At 64.1% G+C, this 21005-nt stretch carries 19 protein-coding genes and 1 tRNA gene; 9 read left to right on the top strand and 11 right to left on the bottom strand.

Going from position 1 to position 21005, the window contains the following annotated elements:
* Positions 1-109: 109 nt before the first annotated feature.
* From OZ411_RS36590 to OZ411_RS36570, 5 genes are all read left to right on the top strand, one after another.
* Positions 110-622: a YaiI/YqxD family protein gene (locus OZ411_RS36590; protein ID WP_282531846.1), complete on the top strand. Its 513-nt coding sequence runs from the start codon at positions 110-112 to the stop codon at positions 620-622.
* Positions 622-2433, top strand: a complete 1812-nt coding sequence (locus tag OZ411_RS36585) for an ATP-binding cassette domain-containing protein (RefSeq protein WP_282531845.1) — start codon at positions 622-624, stop codon at positions 2431-2433. The genes OZ411_RS36590 and OZ411_RS36585 overlap by 1 nt, the downstream gene beginning before the upstream one ends.
* 3 nt (positions 2434-2436) lie before the next feature.
* On the top strand, positions 2437-3516 hold the full coding sequence (locus tag OZ411_RS36580; RefSeq protein ID WP_282531844.1) for a D-TA family PLP-dependent enzyme: 1080 nt from the start codon (positions 2437-2439) through the stop codon (positions 3514-3516).
* A 243-nt stretch (positions 3517-3759) separates the two neighbouring features.
* Positions 3760-4158 (top strand): hypothetical protein, encoded by a 399-nt coding sequence (locus tag OZ411_RS36575; protein ID WP_130579716.1) that lies wholly within the window; start codon positions 3760-3762, stop codon positions 4156-4158.
* A 215-nt stretch (positions 4159-4373) separates the two neighbouring features.
* Entirely contained in the window at positions 4374-4589 is a 216-nt protein-coding gene (locus OZ411_RS36570; RefSeq protein WP_165421176.1) for a hypothetical protein, read from the top strand.
* 233 nt (positions 4590-4822) lie between these two features.
* Here the strand turns inward: OZ411_RS36570 and OZ411_RS36565 are convergent.
* The 9 genes from OZ411_RS36565 to OZ411_RS36525 all read right to left on the bottom strand — a co-directional run bounded on the left by OZ411_RS36565 (position 4823) and on the right by OZ411_RS36525 (position 14609).
* Positions 4823-4898, bottom strand: a tRNA-Thr gene (locus OZ411_RS36565).
* A 462-nt stretch (positions 4899-5360) separates the two neighbouring features.
* Positions 5361-6575, bottom strand: coding sequence for a TIGR03862 family flavoprotein (locus OZ411_RS36560; RefSeq protein WP_282531843.1), 1215 nt, complete (start codon positions 6573-6575; stop codon positions 5361-5363).
* 2 nt (positions 6576-6577) lie between these two features.
* On the bottom strand, positions 6578-7495 hold the full coding sequence (locus tag OZ411_RS36555) for an SDR family NAD(P)-dependent oxidoreductase (protein WP_282531842.1): 918 nt from the start codon (positions 7493-7495) through the stop codon (positions 6578-6580).
* 117 nt (positions 7496-7612) lie between these two features.
* The gene (locus OZ411_RS36550; protein WP_282531841.1) at positions 7613-8089 is read right to left on the bottom strand and encodes a MaoC family dehydratase; all 477 of its coding nucleotides are present in this window, start codon (positions 8087-8089) and stop codon (positions 7613-7615) included.
* 3 nt (positions 8090-8092) lie between these two features.
* Positions 8093-9826 carry an AMP-binding protein gene (locus tag OZ411_RS36545; RefSeq protein ID WP_282531840.1) on the bottom strand — a complete coding sequence of 578 codons (1734 nt, stop codon included), beginning with the start codon at positions 9824-9826 and terminating at the stop codon, positions 8093-8095.
* A gap of 134 nt (positions 9827-9960) precedes the next feature.
* Positions 9961-10848 (bottom strand): 3-hydroxyisobutyrate dehydrogenase, encoded by an 888-nt coding sequence (gene mmsB, locus OZ411_RS36540; RefSeq protein ID WP_349017068.1) that lies wholly within the window; start codon positions 10846-10848, stop codon positions 9961-9963.
* A gap of 25 nt (positions 10849-10873) precedes the next feature.
* Positions 10874-11950: an enoyl-CoA hydratase/isomerase family protein gene (locus tag OZ411_RS36535; RefSeq protein ID WP_282531839.1), complete on the bottom strand. Its 1077-nt coding sequence runs from the start codon at positions 11948-11950 to the stop codon at positions 10874-10876.
* Complete coding sequence (locus OZ411_RS36530) at positions 11947-13092, bottom strand: isobutyryl-CoA dehydrogenase (protein WP_282531838.1); 1146 nt, start codon at positions 13090-13092, stop codon at positions 11947-11949. Before OZ411_RS36530 ends, OZ411_RS36535 begins: the two co-directional genes overlap by 4 nt.
* Before the next feature lie 20 nt (positions 13093-13112).
* Entirely contained in the window at positions 13113-14609 is a 1497-nt protein-coding gene (locus OZ411_RS36525; protein ID WP_282531837.1) for a CoA-acylating methylmalonate-semialdehyde dehydrogenase, read from the bottom strand.
* A 117-nt stretch (positions 14610-14726) separates the two neighbouring features.
* On the opposite strand from OZ411_RS36525, the gene OZ411_RS36520 reads away from it, so the two are divergent.
* Positions 14727-15689, top strand: coding sequence for a LysR family transcriptional regulator (locus OZ411_RS36520; RefSeq protein ID WP_282531836.1), 963 nt, complete (start codon positions 14727-14729; stop codon positions 15687-15689).
* A 122-nt stretch (positions 15690-15811) separates the two neighbouring features.
* On the opposite strand, the gene OZ411_RS36515 is transcribed toward OZ411_RS36520, so the two are convergent.
* Together OZ411_RS36515 and OZ411_RS36510 are read right to left on the bottom strand one after the other, a co-directional pair.
* Positions 15812-16429 (bottom strand): TetR/AcrR family transcriptional regulator, encoded by a 618-nt coding sequence (locus OZ411_RS36515; RefSeq protein WP_282531835.1) that lies wholly within the window; start codon positions 16427-16429, stop codon positions 15812-15814.
* Positions 16430-16489: 60 nt separating this feature from the next.
* Positions 16490-17026, bottom strand: coding sequence for a PaaI family thioesterase (locus OZ411_RS36510; RefSeq protein WP_282531834.1), 537 nt, complete (start codon positions 17024-17026; stop codon positions 16490-16492).
* Between the two features lie 144 nt (positions 17027-17170).
* Here OZ411_RS36510 and OZ411_RS36505 point away from each other — a divergent pair, with 144 nt between their 5' ends.
* The 3 genes from OZ411_RS36505 to OZ411_RS36495 all read left to right on the top strand — a co-directional run bounded on the left by OZ411_RS36505 (position 17171) and on the right by OZ411_RS36495 (position 20802).
* On the top strand, positions 17171-17941 hold the full coding sequence (locus tag OZ411_RS36505) for an enoyl-CoA hydratase (protein ID WP_282531833.1): 771 nt from the start codon (positions 17171-17173) through the stop codon (positions 17939-17941).
* 196 nt (positions 17942-18137) lie between these two features.
* A complete protein-coding gene (locus OZ411_RS36500) occupies positions 18138-19334 on the top strand; it encodes an acetyl-CoA C-acyltransferase (protein WP_282531832.1) in 1197 nt (398 codons plus the stop codon).
* Between the two features lie 175 nt (positions 19335-19509).
* Positions 19510-20802, top strand: coding sequence for an MFS transporter (locus OZ411_RS36495; RefSeq protein WP_130582766.1), 1293 nt, complete (start codon positions 19510-19512; stop codon positions 20800-20802).
* The last annotated feature ends 203 nt before the right edge of the window (positions 20803-21005 follow it).

Genomic DNA, 21005 nt, shown 5'->3' with positions numbered 1-21005 from the left:
CCCCTTATTTCAGTTATTTTCTGACAGGATCGTACGCCATCAACCGTCCGTGGCAAGCCTGCGGGCGGCCTCGCAATTTTCCGCCCGATGGGTTACATGCGGCCCACGAATGAACCGCCAAGCCGTGATGCCAACTGAAAACCCCACCCGCATCTATGTCGATGCCGACGCCTGTCCGGTGAAGGACGAGATCTATCGTGTCGCGCTCCGCCACGGGCTGCCCGTCAGCGTGGTCGCGGGCAATTTCATCCGTGTGCCGCAGGACCCGCTGATCGAACGCGTCGCCGCCGGTTCCGGCATGGATGCTGCTGATAACTGGATCGCCGAGCGCGCCGGAGATGGCGACATCGTCATCACCGCCGACATTCCGCTGGCAAGCCGCTGCGTGAAGGCGGGCGCGGACGTGATTGCTCCGAACGGCAAACCGTTCACGGAGCAATCGATCGGCATGACGCTGGCGATGCGCAATTTGATGACCGACCTGCGCTCGTCAGGCGAGGTCACCGGCGGGCCACGATCATTCTCGCCGCGCGACCGCTCGGCATTCCTCTCGGCGCTCGACACCGCGATCCGCCGCATCCAGCGCCGCCGCGCTGAACAGACCGCACCAGGACAAGGTTGATGGCGCCTCCTCTCATCCAGCTCAAGGATATCAGGCTGACGTTCGGCGGCACGCCGCTATTGACGGGCGTCGAGCTGTCGGTCTCGGCCGAAGAGCGCGTGTGCCTGATCGGACGCAACGGCTCCGGCAAATCGACGCTGCTCAAGATCGCGGCCGGACTTGTCGAGCCTGACGCCGGCAACCGTTTCGTGCAGCCGGGCGCGACCATCCGCTATCTGCCGCAGGAGCCGGATTTTGGCAATCACACCACCACGCACGCCTATGTGGAATCCGGGCTCGGGCCGGGCGATGACCATTATCAGGCGCGCTATCTGCTGGAGCAGCTCGGGCTGCACGGCGATGAAGATCCCGCGCATCTCTCGGGTGGCGAAGCGCGGCGCGCGGCGCTGGCGCGGGTGCTGGCGCCCTCGCCCGACATTCTGCTGCTGGACGAGCCGACCAACCATCTCGATCTGCCGACCATCGAATGGCTGGAAAGCGAATTGCAGAACCGGCGTAGCGCGCTGGTCCTGATCAGCCACGACCGCCGCTTCCTCACCAATTTGTCGCGCGCGACCGCTTGGCTCGACCGCGGCCAGATCAGGCAGATCGATCGCGGCTTCGGCGCGTTCGAGGCCTGGCGCGATGAGGTGCTGGCGGAGGAAGAGCGGGATCAGCACAAGCTCGATCGCAAGATCGTCAACGAGGAGCACTGGCTGCGCTACGGCGTCTCCGGCCGCCGCAAGCGCAACGTCAAGCGGCTTGCCAATCTGCATGCGCTGCGCTCGCAGCGGCGGAACTATCGCGGCACTGCGGGTAGCGCCAATCTCGCCGCTGCGGAGGCAGAGAAATCCGGACGGCTGGTGATAGAGGCGAAGAACATCGCCAAGGCGTTCGGCGAGCGCAAGATTGTCGAGGATTTCTCGATCCGCATCCAGCGCGGCGACCGCGTCGGCATCGTCGGCCCGAACGGCGCCGGCAAGACCACGCTGGTGAACCTCTTGACCGGTGCGGAGGCGCCCGATGCCGGCAGTGTGCGGCTCGGCGTCAACCTGGAAATGGCGACGCTCGACCAGCACCGCGAAAGCCTCGATCCGAAGTCGACGCTGTCGGATGCTCTGACCGGCGGCCGCGGCGACCATGTGATGGTCGGCGGCAAGCCAAAGCATGTCGTCAGCTACATGAAGGACTTCCTGTTCTCGCAGGAGCAGATCCGCACGCCACTGGAAGTGCTGTCCGGCGGCGAGCGCGGCCGGCTGATGCTGGCGCGGGCACTGGCAAAGCCATCGAACCTCCTGGTGCTGGACGAGCCAACCAACGACCTCGATCTCGACACCCTCGACGTGCTCGAGGAGATGCTCGGCGACTACGAGGGCACGGTGATCCTGATCAGCCACGATCGCGATTTCCTCGATCGCGTGGTGACGTCGGTGATCGTGCCCGAGGGCAATGGCCGCTGGATCGAATATGCCGGCGGCTACACCGACATGCTGGCGCAGCGCGGCGCGGATTTGAAGCGCGAAGCGGTGAAGACGGCGGTTGTCGAGGAGAAAAAGGAAGCGAAGGCTGCGGCGCCCGCTTCCGCGCCAAAGCGGCGGCTGAGCTTCAACGAGAAGCACGCGCTGGAGACGCTGCCGAAGACGATCGAGAGATTGCACGCGGAGATCGCAAAGCAGCAGAAGCTGCTTGACGATCCGAACCTCTACGCGAAGGATCGCAAGACATTCGACGACGCCTCCGCCGCGATCGCCAAGGCGCAGCAGGAGCTTTCCGCAGCGGAAGACCGTTGGCTCGAGCTCGAAGTCTTGCGCGAAGAAATTGAACAGGCATAATCCATGACCTCTCCCCTCGCCGCAAAGATCGCCCGTGAATATGGCACGCCCTGCGCCGTGATCGACATGGACCGCGTCGAGCGCAACATCGCGCGCATCCAGGCGGCGTGCGATGCCGCGGGCGTGGCGCATCGTCCGCACATCAAGACGCACAAGAACCCGATGCTGGCGCAGATGCAGATCGCGGCCGGCGCCAAGGGCATTACCTGCCAGAAGCTCGGCGAGGCCGAGATCATGGCGGATGCCGGGATCTCCGACATCCTGATCAGCTACAATTTGCTCGGCGACGAGAAAATGGCGCGGCTCGGCGCGCTGCAGGGCAAGGCAAACGTCACCGTGGCGGCCGACAATTCGGTTGTTGTCGCCGACCTCCCGAAGGCCGCGGCTGCCTCGGGCCGCACGCTGTCAGTCGTGGTCGAATGCGACACCGGACGCAAGCGCGCCGGCGTCGAGACGCCGACTGAGGCGGTCGCGTTGGCGCGGGAGATCGCCGGCAGCAAGGGGCTGCAATTTGCCGGCTTCATGCTGTATCCGACCGAAACCGGCTGGGCGGATGCGCAGAAGTTCTTCGACGAGGCGCTGGCCGGCGTGCGCGCGCACGGCCTTGACGCGGCCATCGTGTCCACCGGCGGCACGCCGAACCTGAAGAATCTCGGCAAGCTGAAAGGTGCGACCGAGCATCGCTTCGGCACCTACATCTACAACGACCGCATGCAGGTCGCCGCCGGCGTCGCCACCTGGGACGACTGCGCGCTGCACATCTATTCGACGGTGGTGAGCCGCGCCGCTACCGATCGCGGCATCCTCGATGCCGGCTCGAAGACGCTGACCACGGACACCGGCGGGCTCGAAGGCCACGGGCTGATCCTCGAACATCCCGAGGCCAAGATCGCGCGCTTTGCCGAGGAGCACGGCTTTCTCGATCTCTCCCGCAGCAACACGCGGCCCAATGTCGGCGACGTCGTCCGCATCGTGCCCAATCACGTCTGCGTCGTCGTCAACATGATGGACGAAGTGGTAATGGTGCGCGGCGAGGAGATCATCGGCACACTGCCGGTCGCCGCGCGCGGCAAGCTGCGCTAGCCGGATCTTTGCCTGAATCTGTCAGGATACGCTGGTCGACCTCAACTCACGAACCAGCACTCCGCGTGTCTGCGACGAAAAGCCGATGGAGAACATCCGGTCGACCGCAGCGCCTATATGACAGAGGCGCTGTCTAGTTCACGCGCTAATCTGGCGCATGTACAACGCTAGCTTGCAGGCATAAATTGCTACGACTGCGTAGCGCCCTACTGCAAAATGCTTTTCATTAGGGAGGAATTGACCGTGGCCATCATCAGGAAAGTGAAGACAGCTCGGGGCACTGAAGATAGAGACATCACACAGCCAACTCTTTCCTACCCCGACACCGACCTTCCGAGAGTGATCGTTGAGGTGTGGAACAACCGTGGACACATATTGGACCGGGACCCCCCCGACAGCAACATTCCGACGAAACAGGCCGTGGCTGAGGCTACAGAACTGATTAATCGAGAAACCGGCATGGCACTGAGGCGTGCCGTCATCATCACCGAAGAAGAGCACGATAATCACTATGCCATGCAAGACGATGACGAAATCGTCTTTGTGCTGCCGAACCTAAGCCGGATAATCAAAGGCTCAAGCCAACATCAGCTTCTCGAATCGGCCAAGCTGCTGATGGCCTGCACGCCGAATGGGATTTAGGCGTCGGCCCTGATGAGCTATCCGAACGCCCGCATTGTAGGCGGGCGCTCGTTTTCTCTCTCAATCGAGCAAAGTGGCTCGTGCTAATCGACAAGCATTCGTAGCATCGCGGCCAGCGCTACATTTCAGCGCTGACTGATCCACAGGGCTTGAAGGTTTGAAGCGAGTGCCCGTGCAAGCACCCTTCATGTTTCTGGGCGTAGGCAAGCACGCCCATGACAATCAAAGCCACCACGACCAATCCGGCTACGAGGTTCTGCACCATGGCTGCCACTCCAGCTCAACTCATGACCAAGGCGACCAGCGCGATCGTGCCCCGGCGCGATCGTGGGATCAACGCCGGGGCGCGCTTCCTCTCCGCCGACCGGGGCTGGGGGCTGAGTGGTCAGCGAGAGGTCGCGCTGCCAAGGAGAGCACAACCGTCGAACTGATGGCAGTTAAAACTGTGCCGCGCTGCGCAAGAAATCTGGACGTCGTACAGCGCCTTCGGCTGCGATTGCGAGGCTATGTGCAACTAGCGTGGGCTAGCTCTTCGAGAGCGTCGTAATAAAGATCAGAGCCAGAAGGACCACGACGAACCACGCTGGCCGCCTCAAGGGTCCGCGAACCGGCGATCTCACGGTTATGAGCCCGCGAGTTACCCCTGCTCCAGCCCGCATTGATTTGGAGCCGGCTGCCGGAGTTGGACCAACAACCACCCACCTACAATGCGGACACTCTACCTGTTGAGCTAAGCCGACTGAAAACTAGGGTGTGTACTCACAATCCGAGGCGCCCCCCGGATCGGGACACATTGCGGTACTGAAGCGACGGTGTTGTTTAAGCGGGACGAAAGAGATATACAATTCTCGGTAGTATTTTCAAAAAGACGCTCGTTCACCAATCATCCCGAAGACATACTCATGAAGAGATTGCTCGCTGCAGTCAGGCAACCAGTTGTTGCCGCGGTCGGATTGATATTTTTCATATGTACCATTTGGGGGCTGGTTGTGTTCTTGCGTGCAGACAGGCTCAACAACTGGCTCACTCTCAAACAGATCACCGAGAGGGTGACGATAGATTTGCCCCGAGGAACACCGCTTTCACATAGCCATCCGTGAGGCGTTAGCCTTGTAGTTAGCCTTGTAGGGTGGGCAAAGCGTAGCGTGCCCACCATTCACGGTCGGTGCAAGAGAAGGTGGGCACGCTTCGCTTTGCCCACCCTACGCGTCGAGCCACTTCAACACGCCCTGCCCCGCAGCGGCACCGGTCGCAAACGACGCCTGCAATAGATAGCCGCCGGTCGGGGCTTCCCAGTCGAGCATCTCGCCGGCGGCGAAGATGCCGGGCAAGCGGCGAAGCATGAAGTTGGCGTCGAGTTCGTCGAATGCGATGCCGCCGGCGGTGGAGATCGCGCGGGCGATCGGTGCTGTGCCGGCAAGACGCAGCGGCACGGCGTTGACGAGGCGAGCGATATCGGCGGGAGACTGCGACGGCAGAGACAAGCCTGAGGTTTTTGCCACCTCCTGCAACAGGCCGATGGCGATGGGCGCGAGATTCATAGCTTTGCGCAGGAAGTTCGAGAAGGATTGCTTGCCCTTCGGCATCGATAGCTTCGTGGAGAGCTCGTCGATCCCGAGATCGGGCCGTAATGCGATATGGAGCGTTGCCTCGCCGTCGTGGAGAATCGCCTCGCGCAAATCGGCCGATAGCGCATAGATGGCGCCGCCCTCGATGCCGGTGCGGGTGATGATGGCTTCGCCGCGCACTTGCTGGCTGCCGAAGTTCAGCGCGACGCCTTTGAGCGGCTGGCCCTCGAAGCGATCGCGGAAGATATCCGACCACGCGACGGCGAAGCCGGAATTGGCCGGCCGTAGCGGCGAGACTTTTACGCCTCTCGCCGCGAGCACATCCACCCATGATCCGTCAGATCCAAGCCGCGGCCAGCTCGCGCCGCCGAGCGCCAGGATGGTGGCGCGGGCTTCAACGGCGCGTGCTCCTTCCGGCGTTTGAAACAGCAGGCGGCCGTCATTGTCCCACCCGGTCCAGCGATGCCGGAGCAGCAGCCGGACGCCGGCGCCGTCGAGCCGGCGCAGCCAGGCGCGCAGCAACGGCGAGGCCTTGAACGTTTTCGGGAACACCCGGCCGCTGGAGCCGACGAAGGTCGGCTGACCCAGCGCCTCGCTCCAGTCGCGCAACGCTTGCGGCGGGAACGCTTCGATGGCGGCCGCAAGATGCGGCATTGCCTCGCGATAGCGCGCGAGGAATTTTGGCAGCGGCTCGCTGTGGGTGAGATTGAGCCCCCCGCGGCCGGCCATCAGGAATTTGCGGCCGGCCGACGGCATCGCATCGTAGATCGTGACCTCCGCGCCGGCCTGCGCCAGCACCTCGGCCGCCATCAGGCCGGCGGGGCCGGCGCCGACGACGGCGATGGGCATCGTCAGAGCTTGATCCCTGCTCTTGCCGCCGCCTGGGCGACGTACTTCTGCGTCTGCTCGAAAGCGCCCTGCAACGCCTTGGCCTTCGACATGTCGCTGATCTCAGCGAAATGCGCGGCGACGGCATCGGGCGTCCATTCGGAGGGTGGCAGGTTGATGCCCTCGGTCTCTAGGATCTTGATCACCGCAAACGAGCCGGCGCCGGCGCCCATGATGGTGCGGGTCGGCGCATCCTCGCTCAGCATATATTCTACCGCCGGTGTGATCGCTTCGGGCTTCATCAGCGCGAGCGCCTGCGGCGGCAACAGCTCTTCGGTCATGCGGGTCGCGGCCGTCGGCGAGATGGTGTTGACGCGGATGTTGTTCTTGCGGCCTTCCTCCGCGAGCACGTTCATCAGCCCGACCATGCCGGCCTTGGCGGCCCCGTAATTGGCCTGGCCGAAATTGCCGTAGAGGCCGGAGGACGACGTCGTCAGCACGATGCGGCCGTAATTGCGGTCGCGCATGCCGGCCCACGCCGCCTTGCAGCAGTAGAAGGTGCCGACGAGATGGACGTCCAGCACCTTCTGGAAATCGGCGACTTCGAGCTTGCCGAACGACTTGTCGCGCAGGATGCCGGCATTGGCGCAAAGCAGGTCGACGCTGCCCCACTCCTTGGTCGCGCGCTCGATCATCGCCGTGACTTGCTCGAAATTCGAGACGTCGGCGCCATCGGCCATCGCGGTGCCGCCGGCTTTCCGGATTTCCTCGACCACGGTCTCCGCCGGCGACAGCGAGGCGCCGGTGCCGTCGCGCGCGCCGCCGAAATCGTTGACCACAACCCTGGCGCCGCGGCTCGCGAGCCCCAGCGCGTGCGCCCGTCCGAGGCCATTGCCCGCGCCGGTGACGATGGCGACGCGTCCGTCAAACCTGATTGTCATGAAGTATGTTCCCGGTTTGTCATGCCCGGGCTTGACCCGGGCATCCATCAAAAATCAGAGCGTTTTGAGCAGCGATGGATGGCCGGGTCAAGCCCGGCCATGACGAGCGGGGGAGCTTCAGGCGAAGTAGATCAGGGCAAGCCAGTCGGCGACCAGCGCCGGCTTCTCTTCGCCCTCGATCTCGACGGTGACATTGGTGCGCGACGCCAGCTCGGTCGGCTTGCGCAGCTTGGCCTCGGCAAGCACGAAGCGGCCGCGGACGCGCTTGCCGGAGCGCACCGGCGAGATGAAGCGCAGCTTGTCGAAGCCGTAATTGACGCCCATCGTCGTGCCCTCGATGACGGGCATCACCTGATACGACATGATGCTGAGCAGCGACATCGTCAGGAAACCGTGCGCGATCGTGGTGCCGAACGCGGTTTCCTTCGCGCGCTCGGGATCGACATGGATGAACTGGTGATCCTCGATCACATCAGCATAAGTGTCGATCCGCTTCTGATCGATCAGGTGCCAGGCGGACACGCCGATCTCTTTGCCGACCATGCCCTGATACGTTTCCAGCGACACCGGCGGCTTCTTCCAGACTTCGTTCATTCGCTAGTTCTCCGATCCCGTTGCACGCACTCTCTGCAGCTCAGGGAATTCTTCCTCGCGGAACTCGACGCCACGCAAACTGTCCTCGCGATTATCCTCATGTTCGAGCCGGCGCAACTGCACGCGGCGGATTTTTCCGGAGATTGTCTTGGGCAGCTCGGTGACGAGCTCGATCTTGCGGACGCGCTTGAACGGCGCGAGGCGCGTGTGCAGATGCCCAAAGATCGACAGCGCCGTCTCCGGCGTGCGCTCGACGCCTGCGGCCAGCAGCACATAGGCCTTCGGGATCGCGAGCCGAATTGGATCGGGGCTCGGCACGACGGCGGCCTCCGCGACCGCCTCATGCTCGAGCAGGACGCTCTCGAGTTCGAACGGGCTGATGCGGTAATCGGATGACTTGAACACATCGTCGGTGCGGCCGACGAAGGTCAAATAGCCCTCCTCGTCGCTGAACACGACATCGCCGCTACGATAGATCGCGCCGTCGGCCCCCGAGAGCTTGCCATCATCGCCCTGATAGCCCTGCATCAGGCCGGCGGGCCTGTCGGCACCGAGTACCAGCGAGACCTCGCCTTCCCGGGTCGGATTGCCGTCGAGATCGGTGATCTCGACGCGATAGCCGGGCAGCGGCCGGCCCATCGAGCCGATCTTGACCTTCTGGCCCGGCGAGTTGCCGGCCAGCGCAGTGGTCTCGGTCTGCCCATAGCCGTCGCGAATGGTCAGGCCCCAGGCCGCCTGCACCTGATCGATCACTTCCGGATTGAGCGGCTCGCCGGCGCCGCAGACTTCGCGGAGCGACACCTTGAAGCTCGACAGCTTCTCCTGGATGAACAGGCGCCACACGGTCGGCGGCGCGCAGAGCGTAGTGACGCCGCAGCGGCCGATGGTTGAAAGCAGCGACTTGGCGTCGAAGCGCGGCTGGTTGACCACGAACACGGTGGCGCCGGCATTCCAGGGCGCGAAGAAGCAGCTCCAGGCGTGCTTGGCCCAGCCGGGCGAAGAGATATTGAGATGCACGTCGCCCGGCTGCAGGCCGATCCAGTACATGGTCGAGAGATGACCGACCGGATAGCTGCGCTGGCTGTGCCGCACCAGCTTTGGCTTGGCCGTGGTGCCCGAAGTGAAATAGAGCAGCATCGGATCGTCGGCCTTGGTCGGTCCGTCAGGCGTGAAGGTTTCCGACGCATCCGCCGCCCGCTCGAACGGCAGCCAGCCGTTTTGCTGCGACGTCGCACCGACCACGATGCGCACGAGCTTTTCGCTGCCGAGGGCGGCAAATTTTCCGACATGGTCCTGCGTGGCGACCACCGCCCTCGCCTTGCCGCGGTCGAGCCGGTCGCGCAATTCGTCTGACGTCAGCAGCGTGGTCGCAGGGATCACGACGACGTCGAGCTTCATCGCGGCCAGCATGGTCTCCCACAGCGGCACGACATTGCCGAGCAGAAGCAGCAGATGATCGCCGCGCTTCAATCCTTGCGCGCGCAGGAAATTCGCAACCTGATTGGAGCGGCGCGACAGCGTGGCGAAGGAGAGCTTCGTCTCACGGTCGCTGCCGGCATCGACGATCCACAACGCCGCGCGGTCGCGGCTGTCAGGATTTTGCGCGAGCTCCGCATCGAACCAATCCAGCACCCAGTTGAAGGGCACCGGATCGGGCCAGCGGAAGCTCTTTACCGCGGTCTCATAGTCTGTGCGGTGCTGAAGCAGAAACGCGCGCGCTTCCTGAAAGGTCGTCATCAGGTCATTCCCTCCGCGCCCTCGTGGTCGCTAGACCGTAGCCCGGATGGAGCGAAGCGCAATCCGGGGCAGGCCGCGCCAGGAGACGAAGCTGTCCCGGATTTCGCTTCGCTCCATCCGGGCTACGAGCAAAGTTATTTTCCGGCGAGCGCCCTAACGTGCTGGATAATTCCGGAAAAGTCGACCCCGCCGTTACCAGAGGCATCGAACGCCTTATAGATTTCCTGGGCATGCTTGCCGAGCGGCGTGACCGCACCGGCGGTGTTGGCGGCGTCCTGCGCGAGCGTCAGATCCTTCACCATCAGGTTCGCGGCGAAGCCGGGCTTGTAGTCGTTGTTGGCGGGCGAGGTCGGAACCGGGCCCGGCACCGGGCAATAGCTCGTAATCGCCCAGCACTGGCCTGACGAGGTCGAGGCGACGTCGAACAGCGCCTGATGCGAGAGCCCGAGCTTCTCCGCCAGCACAAACGCTTCGCCGACGCCGATCATGGAAATGCCGAGGATCATGTTGTTGCAGATCTTGGCCGCCTGCCCTGCGCCGGGGCCGCCACAATGCACGATCTTCTTGCCCATGTTCTCGAGCACGGGCTTGGCCGCGGCGAACGCCTTCTCCTCGCCGCCGCACATGAAGGTGAGCGTCGCCGCCTTGGCACCGCCGGTGCCGCCGGAGACCGGTGCATCCACCGACAAGACGCCATGCTTGGCCGCAAGCGCATGCGCCTGTCTCGCGCTTTCGACATCAATGGTCGAGCTGTCGATGATAAGCGCCCCCTTGGTCACCGCAGGCAGGACCTCGTTCCACACCGACAGCACGTGCTTGCCGGCCGGCAGCATGGTGATGACGATGTCGGCGTCCTTCACCGCGGCCGCGCTGCTTTCCGCAATCGCAGCACCATCGCTCTGGGCCTGATTGCGCGACGCCGCGACTAGGTCGAAGGCCACCACTTTGTGGCCGGCCTTCACCAGGTTGGCAGCCATCGGGCCGCCCATGTTGCCGAGACCAATGAATGCGATCGTTGCCATCTCGATGTCCTCCCCGTCCTGTCTTCTATTTTTCGAATATCAATTCGTCGGCGCCGATCTCGGCGAAGTATGGCGCCAGCATCTCCGCGGTCACGTCCTCGACCCGCGGCGGCGACCATTTCGGATTGCGGTCCTTGTCGATCACGGCGGCGCGCACGCCCTCGCGAAAATCGTCGCTGGCGAACACCGCGAGCGCGGCGCGATATTCCCGCACCAGGCATTCCTCCAGCGAGGACGACGTGCGTGCCAGCCGCAACAGCTTCAGCGTCACCACCATGCCGCGCGGCGACTTCTCGTTCAGCACCTTCAACGTCGACAGCGCGAACTCCGAGCCGTCGCGCTGCAGCGATGCGATGATGTCTGCCATGCGATCATGCGCAAACCAGGAATCGATCCTGGGCTGCATCGCCGCTGCGGGACCCGATGTCTCTCCGGTCGCAAGGCCGTCGATCAGTTTCCTGACCTCGGCGTGTGTCACACCGGCGCCGACCTTCGTCAGCGCCGCGCGCAATTCGGGCAATTTCGACGACGGCACCTCGGCGTCGGCGAATTTCGCATAGATCGCATCGGGCCCGTTCATGGTCTGCCCGGTCAGGCCAAAGTAAGCGCCGACTTCGCCCGGTGAACGCGACAACAGCCAAGTGCCGCCGACGTCAGGAAAAAAGCCGAGGCCCACTTCGGGCATCGCCAGTTTCGTGCGCTCGGTGACGACACGGTGCGAACCGTGGCCGGACAGGCCGACGCCGCCGCCCATCACCAAACCATCCATGAACGCCACGTATGGCTTCGGATATTTCGCGATCCGCGCGTTCATGATGTATTCCTGGTGCCAGAACCGCTTGCCGAGATCGCCTCCCGCCTTGGAGCTCTCATAGAGCCCGCGGATGTCGCCTCCAGCGCAGAGGCCGCGTTCGCCGGCGCCTTCCAGCAGCACGACGGCAACAGCAGGATCGGCCTCGAACTGGTCCAGCGCCGCGTCGATGCCCTCAGACATCTCCAGCGTCATGGCATTGATCGCCTTGGGACGGTTGAGGCGGATCACGCCCGCCGCCCCTTCGCGGCGAACGATCAGGTCGCCTTCATCCTGCACGGCAGCCGTCATCGCGCTCCCTCAATCAACTTCCGCGCCACGATCAGCCGCATGATCTCGTTGGTTCCTTCCAGGATCTGGTGCACGCGCAAATCGCGCACGATTTTCTCGACGCCATATTCGCTGAGGTAACCGTAGCCTCCGTGGAGCTGCAGCGCCTGGTTGGCGACTTCAAAACCGACATCGGTGCCGAAGCGCTTTGCCATCGCGCAAAGCTTGGTCGCCTCGGGATCCCTACGGTCGAGCGCGGCGGCGGCGCGCCAGAGGAAGGTGCGCGCGGCCTCCAGCTCAGTCGCCATGTCGGCGACGCGGAACTGCAGCGCCTGGAATTCATCGAGCCGCTTTCCGAACGCCTTGCGGTCCTTCATATAGGCGAGCGCCTTGTCGAGCGCACTCTGCGCGCCGCCGAGCGAACACGCGGCGATGTTGAGCCGGCCGCCGTCGAGCCCGGCCATCGCGATCTTGAAGCCGATGCCCTCCTCGCCGAGCCGGTTCTCGACCGGCACGCGCGCGTTCTCGAAGATCACCGCGCGGGTCGGCTGCGCATTCCAGCCCATCTTGCGCTCATTGGCGCCGAGCGAGAGGCCGGACGTGTCGGCGGGAATGACCAATGTCGAGATGCCGCCGGGACCATCGCCGCCGGTGCGGACCATCACCACATAGAGATCGCCGCCGCCGGCGCCCGAGATGAACTGCTTCTGGCCGTTCAGCACATAATGATCGCCGTCGCGCACCGCGCGGGTACGCAGCGCCGCGGCGTCCGAACCCGAGCCCGGCTCGGTCAGGCAATAGCTCGCCAACAGCTCCATGGTGCAGAGCTTTGGCAGCCACTTCTGGCGCTGCGCGTCGTTGCCGAAGGCATCGATCATCCAGGACGCCATGTTGTGGATGGAGATGTAAGCCGACACTGTCGGACAGCCGGTCGCGAGCGCCTCGAAGATCAGCGCCGCGTCGAACCGCGTCATCGCTGAGCCGCCGACATCGTCCTTGATGTAGATGCCGCCCATGCCGAGGGCCGCCGCCTCGCGCATCACGTCGACCGGAAAATGCTTCTCCTCGTCCCAGCGCAGCGCGTGCGGCGCGATCTTCTCCGCCGCAAACGCCCGCGCCATGTCTCTGACGGCGATCTGGTCCTCGTTCAGAGCGAACTGCATAGCGCCCGCCTCGCGCGAGGTCACTTCATCGTCGGGATCGAGAACTCCGCACCTTCCTTGACGCCCGACGGCCAGCGCGAGGTGACCGTCTTGGTCTTGGTGTAGAAGCGGATCGAATCCGGGCCGTGCTGGTTGAGGTCGCCGAAGCCAGACTTCTTCCAGCCGCCGAAGGTGTAATAGGCGATCGGCACCGGGATCGGCACGTTGACGCCGACCATGCCGACATTCACCTTGGCGGCGAAATCGCGCGCCGCATCGCCGTCGCGCGTGAAGATGGCCACGCCATTGCCGTAGTCATGATCGGACGGCAGCGCCAGCGCTTCGTTGTAATCATGCGCGCGCACCACGGACAGCACGGGGCCGAAGATCTCTTCCTTGTAGATCCGCATGTCCTTGGTGACGTTGTCGAACAGCGAACCGCCGAGATAGAAGCCCTTTTCATAGCCCTGCATCTTGAAGCCGCGGCCGTCGACGGCAAGCGTCGCGCCTTCCTTGATGCCGATGTCGATATAGCCCTTCACCTTCTCGACCGCCTCGCGCGTCACCAGCGGGCCGTAATCGGCGGAGGGATCGATCGAGGTGCCGATCTTCAAGCTTTCCACGCGCGGGATCAGCTTTTCCATGAGACGGTCGGCGGTGGTCTTGCCGACGGGAACCGCGACCGAGACCGCCATGCAGCGCTCGCCCGCCGAGCCGTAGCCGGCGCCGATCAGCGCGTCGACCGCCTGGTCCATGTCGGCGTCGGGCATCACGATGGCGTGGTTCTTGGCGCCGCCGAAGCACTGGCAGCGCTTGCCGGTCGCGGCCGCGCGCTCATAGATATATTGCGCGATCGGCGAGGAGCCGACGAAGCCGATCGCCTTGATGTCGGGGTCGTCAAGGATGGCGTCGACCGCTTCCTTGTCGCCGTTGACGACGTTGAGGATGCCCGGCGGCAGGCCGGCCTCGATCATCAATTCCGCGAGCATCATCGGTACACCCGGATCGCGTTCGGATGGCTTGAGGATGAACGCGTTGCCGCAGGCGATCGCGGGCGCGAACTTCCACATCGGGATCATCGCCGGGAAATTGAACGGCGTGATGCCGGCAACGACGCCGAGCGGCTGGCGCAGCGAATAGATGTCGATGCCGGGGCCGGCACCCTCGGTATATTCGCCCTTCATCAGATGCGGGATGCCGCAGGCGAACTCGACCACTTCAAGGCCGCGCTGGATGTCGCCCTTGGCGTCGGGAACGGTCTTGCCGTGTTCGCGGGCGAGCAGCTCGGCGAGCTTGTCGTAGTCGCGCTGCACCAGTTCCAGGAACTTCATCATGATGCGGGCGCGCCGCTGCGGGTTGGTCGCCGCCCATTCGGGCTGCGCGGCCTTGGCATTCTCGACCGCGGCGCGCAGCTCGGCCTTCGAGGCGAGCGCCACCTTGGCCTGCACATCGCCGGTCATCGGCTCGAAGACGTCGGCCGTCCGGCCCGAGGTGCCCTTGACCTCCTTGCCACCGATGAAATGTCCGATTGAACGCATGAAAACCTCCCTGGTCCCGGCCGAACGCCTGATCCGCACCTAGATCGCTTTACAAACCCTATCGACCCGCATTTTATGGGATTCAAGTCCGATAAATTGCACCATAGATGTGCGGAAATGCTGGATCAAGGCGGCGCGATCGACTGGGATGATTTTCGCTTCGTGCTCGCCATCGTGCGCGGCGGATCGGTGTCGGCTGCGGCAAAACAACTCGGCGTCGATCATGCCACGGTGATCCGCCGTGTCGACCGGCTGGAGCATCACCTTTCGGCGAAGTTGTTCGACCGCCGCAAGACCGGCTACCTCCTGACCGAAGCCGGCCAGCGCGTCGCCGACAGCGCGGAGGCGATGGAATCGACCATCGTCGCCAACCAGGAGGCGGTCGGCGGCTCGCGCGCGCATCTGACCGGCACGGTCCGGATCGGCGCGCCCGACGGCTTCGGCAGCCACTTCCTGGCCTCGCGCCTGGTTAAATTCACCGACCGGTATCCCGATGTCGATCTGCAGTTGGTGGCGACCGCGCGATTGTTCAGCCTGTCGAAGCGCGAGGCCGATATCGCGATCAGCCTGTCGATGCCGAAGGAAGGCCGCATCGTCGGCCGCAAATTGCTCGATTACAGCCTCGGCCTCTACGCGGCGCCCGCCTATCTCGGCCGCGCGCCGAAGATCACCGCGCGCAGCGATCTGCCGACGCATCGCTTCGTCGGCTATATCGAGGAACTCTTGTTCACGCCCGAGCTCGACTATCTGCCGCAGGTCTCGCCGAAGATCTCCGCCAAATTCCGCAGCGCCAATCTGATCGCGCAGCTCAACGCGACCATCGCCGGCTACGGCATTGCGGTGCTGCCGCATTTCATGGCGACGGCGCATCCGGAATTGCGTCCTGTGCTGCCGGACGAGGTGCGGATCTCACGCACCTTCTGGCTGTTGATGCACGCCGACAGCAAGGACCTCGCCCGCATCCGCGCGGTGGCGGATTATATCTACGAGACGGTCGAGGACGAGCGCGCGTTGTTCAATGGGTATGAGCCGCCCGCCACAACAACACCGCGTCGTCCCGGCGAAAGCCGGGACCCATAACCACAGGATCGCGTTGTTGTGCGAGACGCTTGTGGCCTCAGCACCAGAAACAACTGACATTCGTGGTTATGGGTCCCGGGTCAAGCCCGGGACGACGTAAACAATTACTAGCCTGACTTGCCTCAGTGCGCCTTGGCGCGCGGCTTCTTCACCGCGGGCTTCGCGGCAGCACGAGGCAATACGGCTTCGCGGCCGGCGGTGAGGATCTCGTCGGACAACTCGCTATTGCCGGCGATGCGGGACATCACGACGGTTCCCATCATGGTCGCGAGCGCTGCCATCGCCTGCTTGCGTGCGGCCTTCGGCGGCACGTCCAGAATCTGGTCGGCCACCATATCGATCATCCGCTCCAGCTTGGCGGCGAACGCCTTGCGCGTCTTCGGGCTTTCGCGGGCGATCTCGGCGCCGAGAGACGGAACCGCGCAGCCGCGGCCGGGATCGTCGCGGTGCGTCGTCGTCAGATAGGAATCGACGATGGTCGCCAGCCGCTTCTCCGGCGGCGTCTCCTCAACGATCTTGCGCCAGCGCTCGTTGGCGCGGTCCATGGCGTAGCCGAACGCCTCGATCACCAGCGCCTCGCGGGAATCGAAATGGGCGTAGAAGCCGCCATGGGTCAGTCCGACCTCCTTCATCAGGTCGGCGACGCCGATGCCATGGGCGCCGCGCTCGCGCAGCCTGACCGAGGCCTGTTTCACGATCCGCTCGTGGGTCTCCGCCTTGTGTTCTTTCGAATAACGCATGGGGGTCTCATTGGATGTTTCCGGTCATATAATAGCATCAAGACGTAAAGAAAGCTGTAGCTATTTCAAATTCGCGCCACCGATCATGGCGAAGGTCGCGGTAGAGTGCACTGCAAGATTGCCGGCGCCGTCGCGGACGAAACCTTCGGTGTAGCTGTTTTGGCGGCCGAGCTTGATGACCTTGCCCTCGGCGCGGATCGTGCCTGAACGCACCGAGAGCGGTCGCAGATATGTGAGCTTCAGGTCGAGCGTAACAGAGGTCTGGCCAGCGGGGAGCATGGTCGAGATCGCGCAGCCCATGGCAGTATCGAGCAACGCCGCGGCGGTCGCGCCGTGCAGGAGACCGATCGTGTTCTCGAGGCTCTCCTCGGGATCAAGTTCCATCACGATCCGGCTGGGCTCGACGACCGCCATCCGGAAACCGATCAGCTTGGCGAACGGCGGCGGCGGCAGGACACCGTCGCGAATCCCGCACATCGCTTCCATGCCCGACATCGCGGCAGCGACCTTCGCGGTCGGTCCAGGCGCCTGCCAATTCACCACTCGCTCGCGGCGGGACGCTGGCGAGAGCAGATCGGCAGTATCGGCGAAGGCCATGGCAACTCCTTTTAGGTGAGATTAAATGATATTCATCATTCTATTGTACGCACCGCTGCATCGCAACAGCGGTTGCGCGGCGGCTTGACAAGCGCCGCCATTGTCCGGGAAGTGGCTGGATGTCCCCTGCCTCGAGATGATCCCATGGAAATGCTCAATACCCATTGCGGCGTCGACCGCGATTCCCGCGGCGTGGTCCGCCTCACCGTCTGCAACGCCGGTTCGCTGAACATCCTGAGCTCGGCCGTCACCGATGGCGTCCGCGAAGGATTCGAGAAGCTTGCCGATGACCGCGACATCCGCGCGGTAATCCTGGCCGGCCAGAGCGAGAAGAGCATGATCGGCGGCGCCGATATCAAGGAGATGGCCAAGCTCGAGCAGAAGTCGGCGGAAATCTTCATCACGCGACTGCGCGACCTCTGCGAGGCCGTGCGCCGATTCCCGGCGCCGGTCATCGCGCGAATGCCGGGCTGGTGTCTCGGCGGCGGGCTGGAAGTGGCCGCGGCCTGCGATTTCCGGATCGCAGCGCATGACGCGAAGTTCGGCATGCCCGAGGTGCGCGTCGGCATCCCCTCGGTGATCCATGCGGCGCTGTTGCCGAGGCTGATCGGCTGGAGCCGCGCGCGCTGGCTGGTGATGACCGCTGAGAACATCGACGCACCGACTGCGCTCGCCTGGGGCCTCGTCGACAAGGTCGCGAAACAAGGCGAGCTTGACGCCGAGGTCGAACACACCGTGGCGGCGCTGCTCGAATGCGGCCCCGAGGCGCTGCGCATCCAGAAGGATTTGCTGCGGCAATGGGAAGAGCTGCCGCTGACGGAGTCGGTCAATTTGAGCGTGGGCGTGTTCGGGAAATCCTTCTTGACCGGCGAACCGCAGCGGCTGATGCAGGGGTTCCTGGGGCGGAAGCGCTAGTTGTCATGCCCCGCGAAGGCGGGGCATCCAGTAACCACCGAACGTCGTTTTGTGGTTACTGGATCATCCGCCTTCGCGGATGATGACGGCGGTGCGGATGAAGCACGACAATTTCTCATGCGGGCGGGCGTTGCAATTTTTGCGGCGCATCATATGGTCATCATCATGTGACCAAGAATCCTCCAGGGAGCCCGCCATGGCCAATGCCTTCGATCCCGTCGTCATCCTTTCCGCCGCCCGCACGCCGCTTGGCCGTTTCATGGGCGAATTGTCGCCGTTCAGCGCGCACAAGCTCGGTTCCCATGTGATCGGTGCGGCGCTGGAGCGGGCAAAGCTCTCGCCTGAACGCGTCGATGAAGTGTTCATGGGCAATGTGCTGCCGGCTGGCCAGGGCCAGGCGCCAGCCCGCCAGGCCGCGCGCGGCGCCAAACTGCCCGATGCGACCGGCGCCACCACCGTCAACAAGGTCTGCGGCTCCGGCATGAAGGCGACCATGCTCGGCCATGACATCATCAAGGCCGGTTCGGCCGAGATCGTGGTGTCCGGCGGCATGGAGAGCATGAGCAATGCGCCCTATCTGCTTGCCAAGGCGCGAGGCGGCTATCGCGCCGGCCATGACCGCATCATCGACCACATGATGATGGACGGACTTGAGGACGCCTACGAGACCGGGCGCTCGATGGGCGATTTCGGCGAGGCGACCGCGGAGGCCTATCAGTTCACGCGCAAGGACCAGGACACTTACGCGATGGAGACGCTGACGCGGGCGCGTAACGCGGTCGAGGGCGGCGCCTTCAAGGCCGAGATCGTGCCGATCACGATCACGGAGAAAGCGGGCCCGCGCGTGATCGCCAATGACGAGCATCCGCTCAAGGTCGACCCTGCCAAAATTCCCGGATTAAAGCCGGCATTCCGCCCCAACGGCACCATCACGCCGGCCGCCTCCTCCGCCAATGCCGACGGCGCCGCGGCGCTGATCCTCGCCAAGCGTTCGCTGGCCGATCGCGACGGCCTGCCGGTGCTGGCCGAGATCAAGGGCCACGCCACCCACAGCCAGGAGCCGCAATGGTTCACCACGGCGCCGATCCCGGCGATCCGCAAGCTGCTCGACAAGGTCGGCTGGAGCGCCGGCGACGTCGATCTGTTCGAGATCAATGAGGCCTTCGCAGTGGTGGCGATGGCGGCGCAGCGCGACCTCGGAATTCCCCGCGAAAAACTCAACATCAATGGCGGCGCTTGCGCGCTCGGCCATCCGATCGGCGCCACCGGCGCGCGACTGATCGTGACGCTGCTGCATGCTCTGGAAGCGCAGAACCTGAAGCGCGGCGTCGCCGCGCTCTGCATCGGCGGCGGCGAAGCCACCGCGATCGCGGTCGAGCGCGCCTCGCACTAGACAGAGCGTTTTCGAGCGAAGTGGATACCGGTTCGCGTCAAGAAAACGCGTCAAAACAAGAATCTGGCCGGATGTCCTGAAATGAGGGAAGTATGACATTTACGTCATACACCCCTTGCGGCAGTATGTGCCTAACAAGCTAGCCTTCCATCCAGGTAGAATTTTCTGAGGCCCGATGATCTCGAACTGGCTGGCGGCCACCCTCACCCGCCGCAATATCCATTACGGCTGGGTGATGGTCGGCGTCACCTTCCTCACCGCGCTGATCGCCGCAGGCACGGTCGGCGCGCCCGGCGTCTTCATCGTGCCGCTGCAGAAGGAGTTCGGATGGAGCACGGCGGAGATCTCCTCCGCGCTCTCGATCCGTTTCATCCTGTTCGGATTGATGGCGCCATTCGCGGCTGCGCTGATGAATCGTTACGGATTGCGCAATGTGACCTTGGCGGCCCAGCTCATCGTGGTCTCTGGCCTGCTTGCCTCGCTCGCGATGACACAGGTCTGGCAGTTGGTGCTGCTGTGGGGTGTCGTGATCGGGATCGGCACCGGCATGACGGCGCTCGTATTGGGCGCGACGATCGCTGCGCGCTGGTTCGTCGCGCAGCGCGGCCTCGTCATCGGCATCATGACTGCGAGCGTCGCGACCGGCCAACTCGTCTTTCTGCCCCTGCTCGCGAGCCTCACTGAGCGCTTCGGCTGGCGGATTGCGCTGTCGCTGGTATGCGTCGTGCTCGGCCTGTCCGCCTTCCTGGTGCTGCTCGTCATGCGCGACCGCCCGAGCGACGTCGGCCTCCGCCCGTTCGGCGACACCGGCAAGGAGCCGCTCCCCGCGCCGCCGCCAAGCAATGCACCGATCATGGCGGCGGCGCTTGGCACGCTGCGCGACGCCTCGAAGTCCCCGGTATTCTGGATCCTGTTCGCGACCTTCTTCATTTGCGGCGCCTCCACCAATGGCCTGGTCCAGGTGCACCTGATCCCGATGTGCCTTGATTTCGGCATTCCCCAGGTGCAGGCCGCGAGCCTGCTTGCCGCGATGGGCATTTTCGATTTCTTCGGCACCATCATCTCGGGCTGGCTGTCGGACCGCTACGACAACCGCTGGCTGTTGTTCTGGTATTACGGCTTGCGCGGGCTGTCGCTCATCTTCCTGCCGTTCACGGACTTCTCGTTCTACGGTCTGTCGCTGTTTGCGATGTTCTACGGGCTCGACTGGATCGCCACCGTGCCGCCAACCGTGCGCCTGACCGCGCAGAGTTTTGGTGCCGAGCGCGCCAATCTCGTATTCGGCTGGATCTTTGCCGGACATCAACTGGGCGCCGGTGCCGCCGCCTTTGGCGCCGGCCTGTCACGGACGGTGTACGAAAGCTACCTGCCCGCCTTCTTCATTGCCGGAGCACTCTGCCTCGTTGCAGCGTCGATCGCGCTGGCGATCAAGCGGCCGGCGCTGAAAGCGGCCGCGGCAGCCGCTTAGATCCCGCAGGGTGGGCAAAGCGCAGCGTGCCCACCTTTCCTTGCACCGAACGTGGGTGGTGGGCACGCTGCGCTTTGCCCACCCTCATATGGGGCTTTGTGAGTCAAGGCTCTCAACGAACGGGTGTGGGTCGGGTTTTTGCGGTGAGAGGGCGGCGCGCGGAGCCATGCGTAGCGCAGCGCGACGACCGGGCCCCGGGTGAG

The organism is Bradyrhizobium sp. Arg237L, from assembly GCF_029990105.1.
In the GTDB taxonomy this organism is placed as follows: domain Bacteria; phylum Pseudomonadota; class Alphaproteobacteria; order Rhizobiales; family Xanthobacteraceae; genus Bradyrhizobium.
This window is presented reverse-complemented; position numbering and strand designations above follow the sequence as displayed.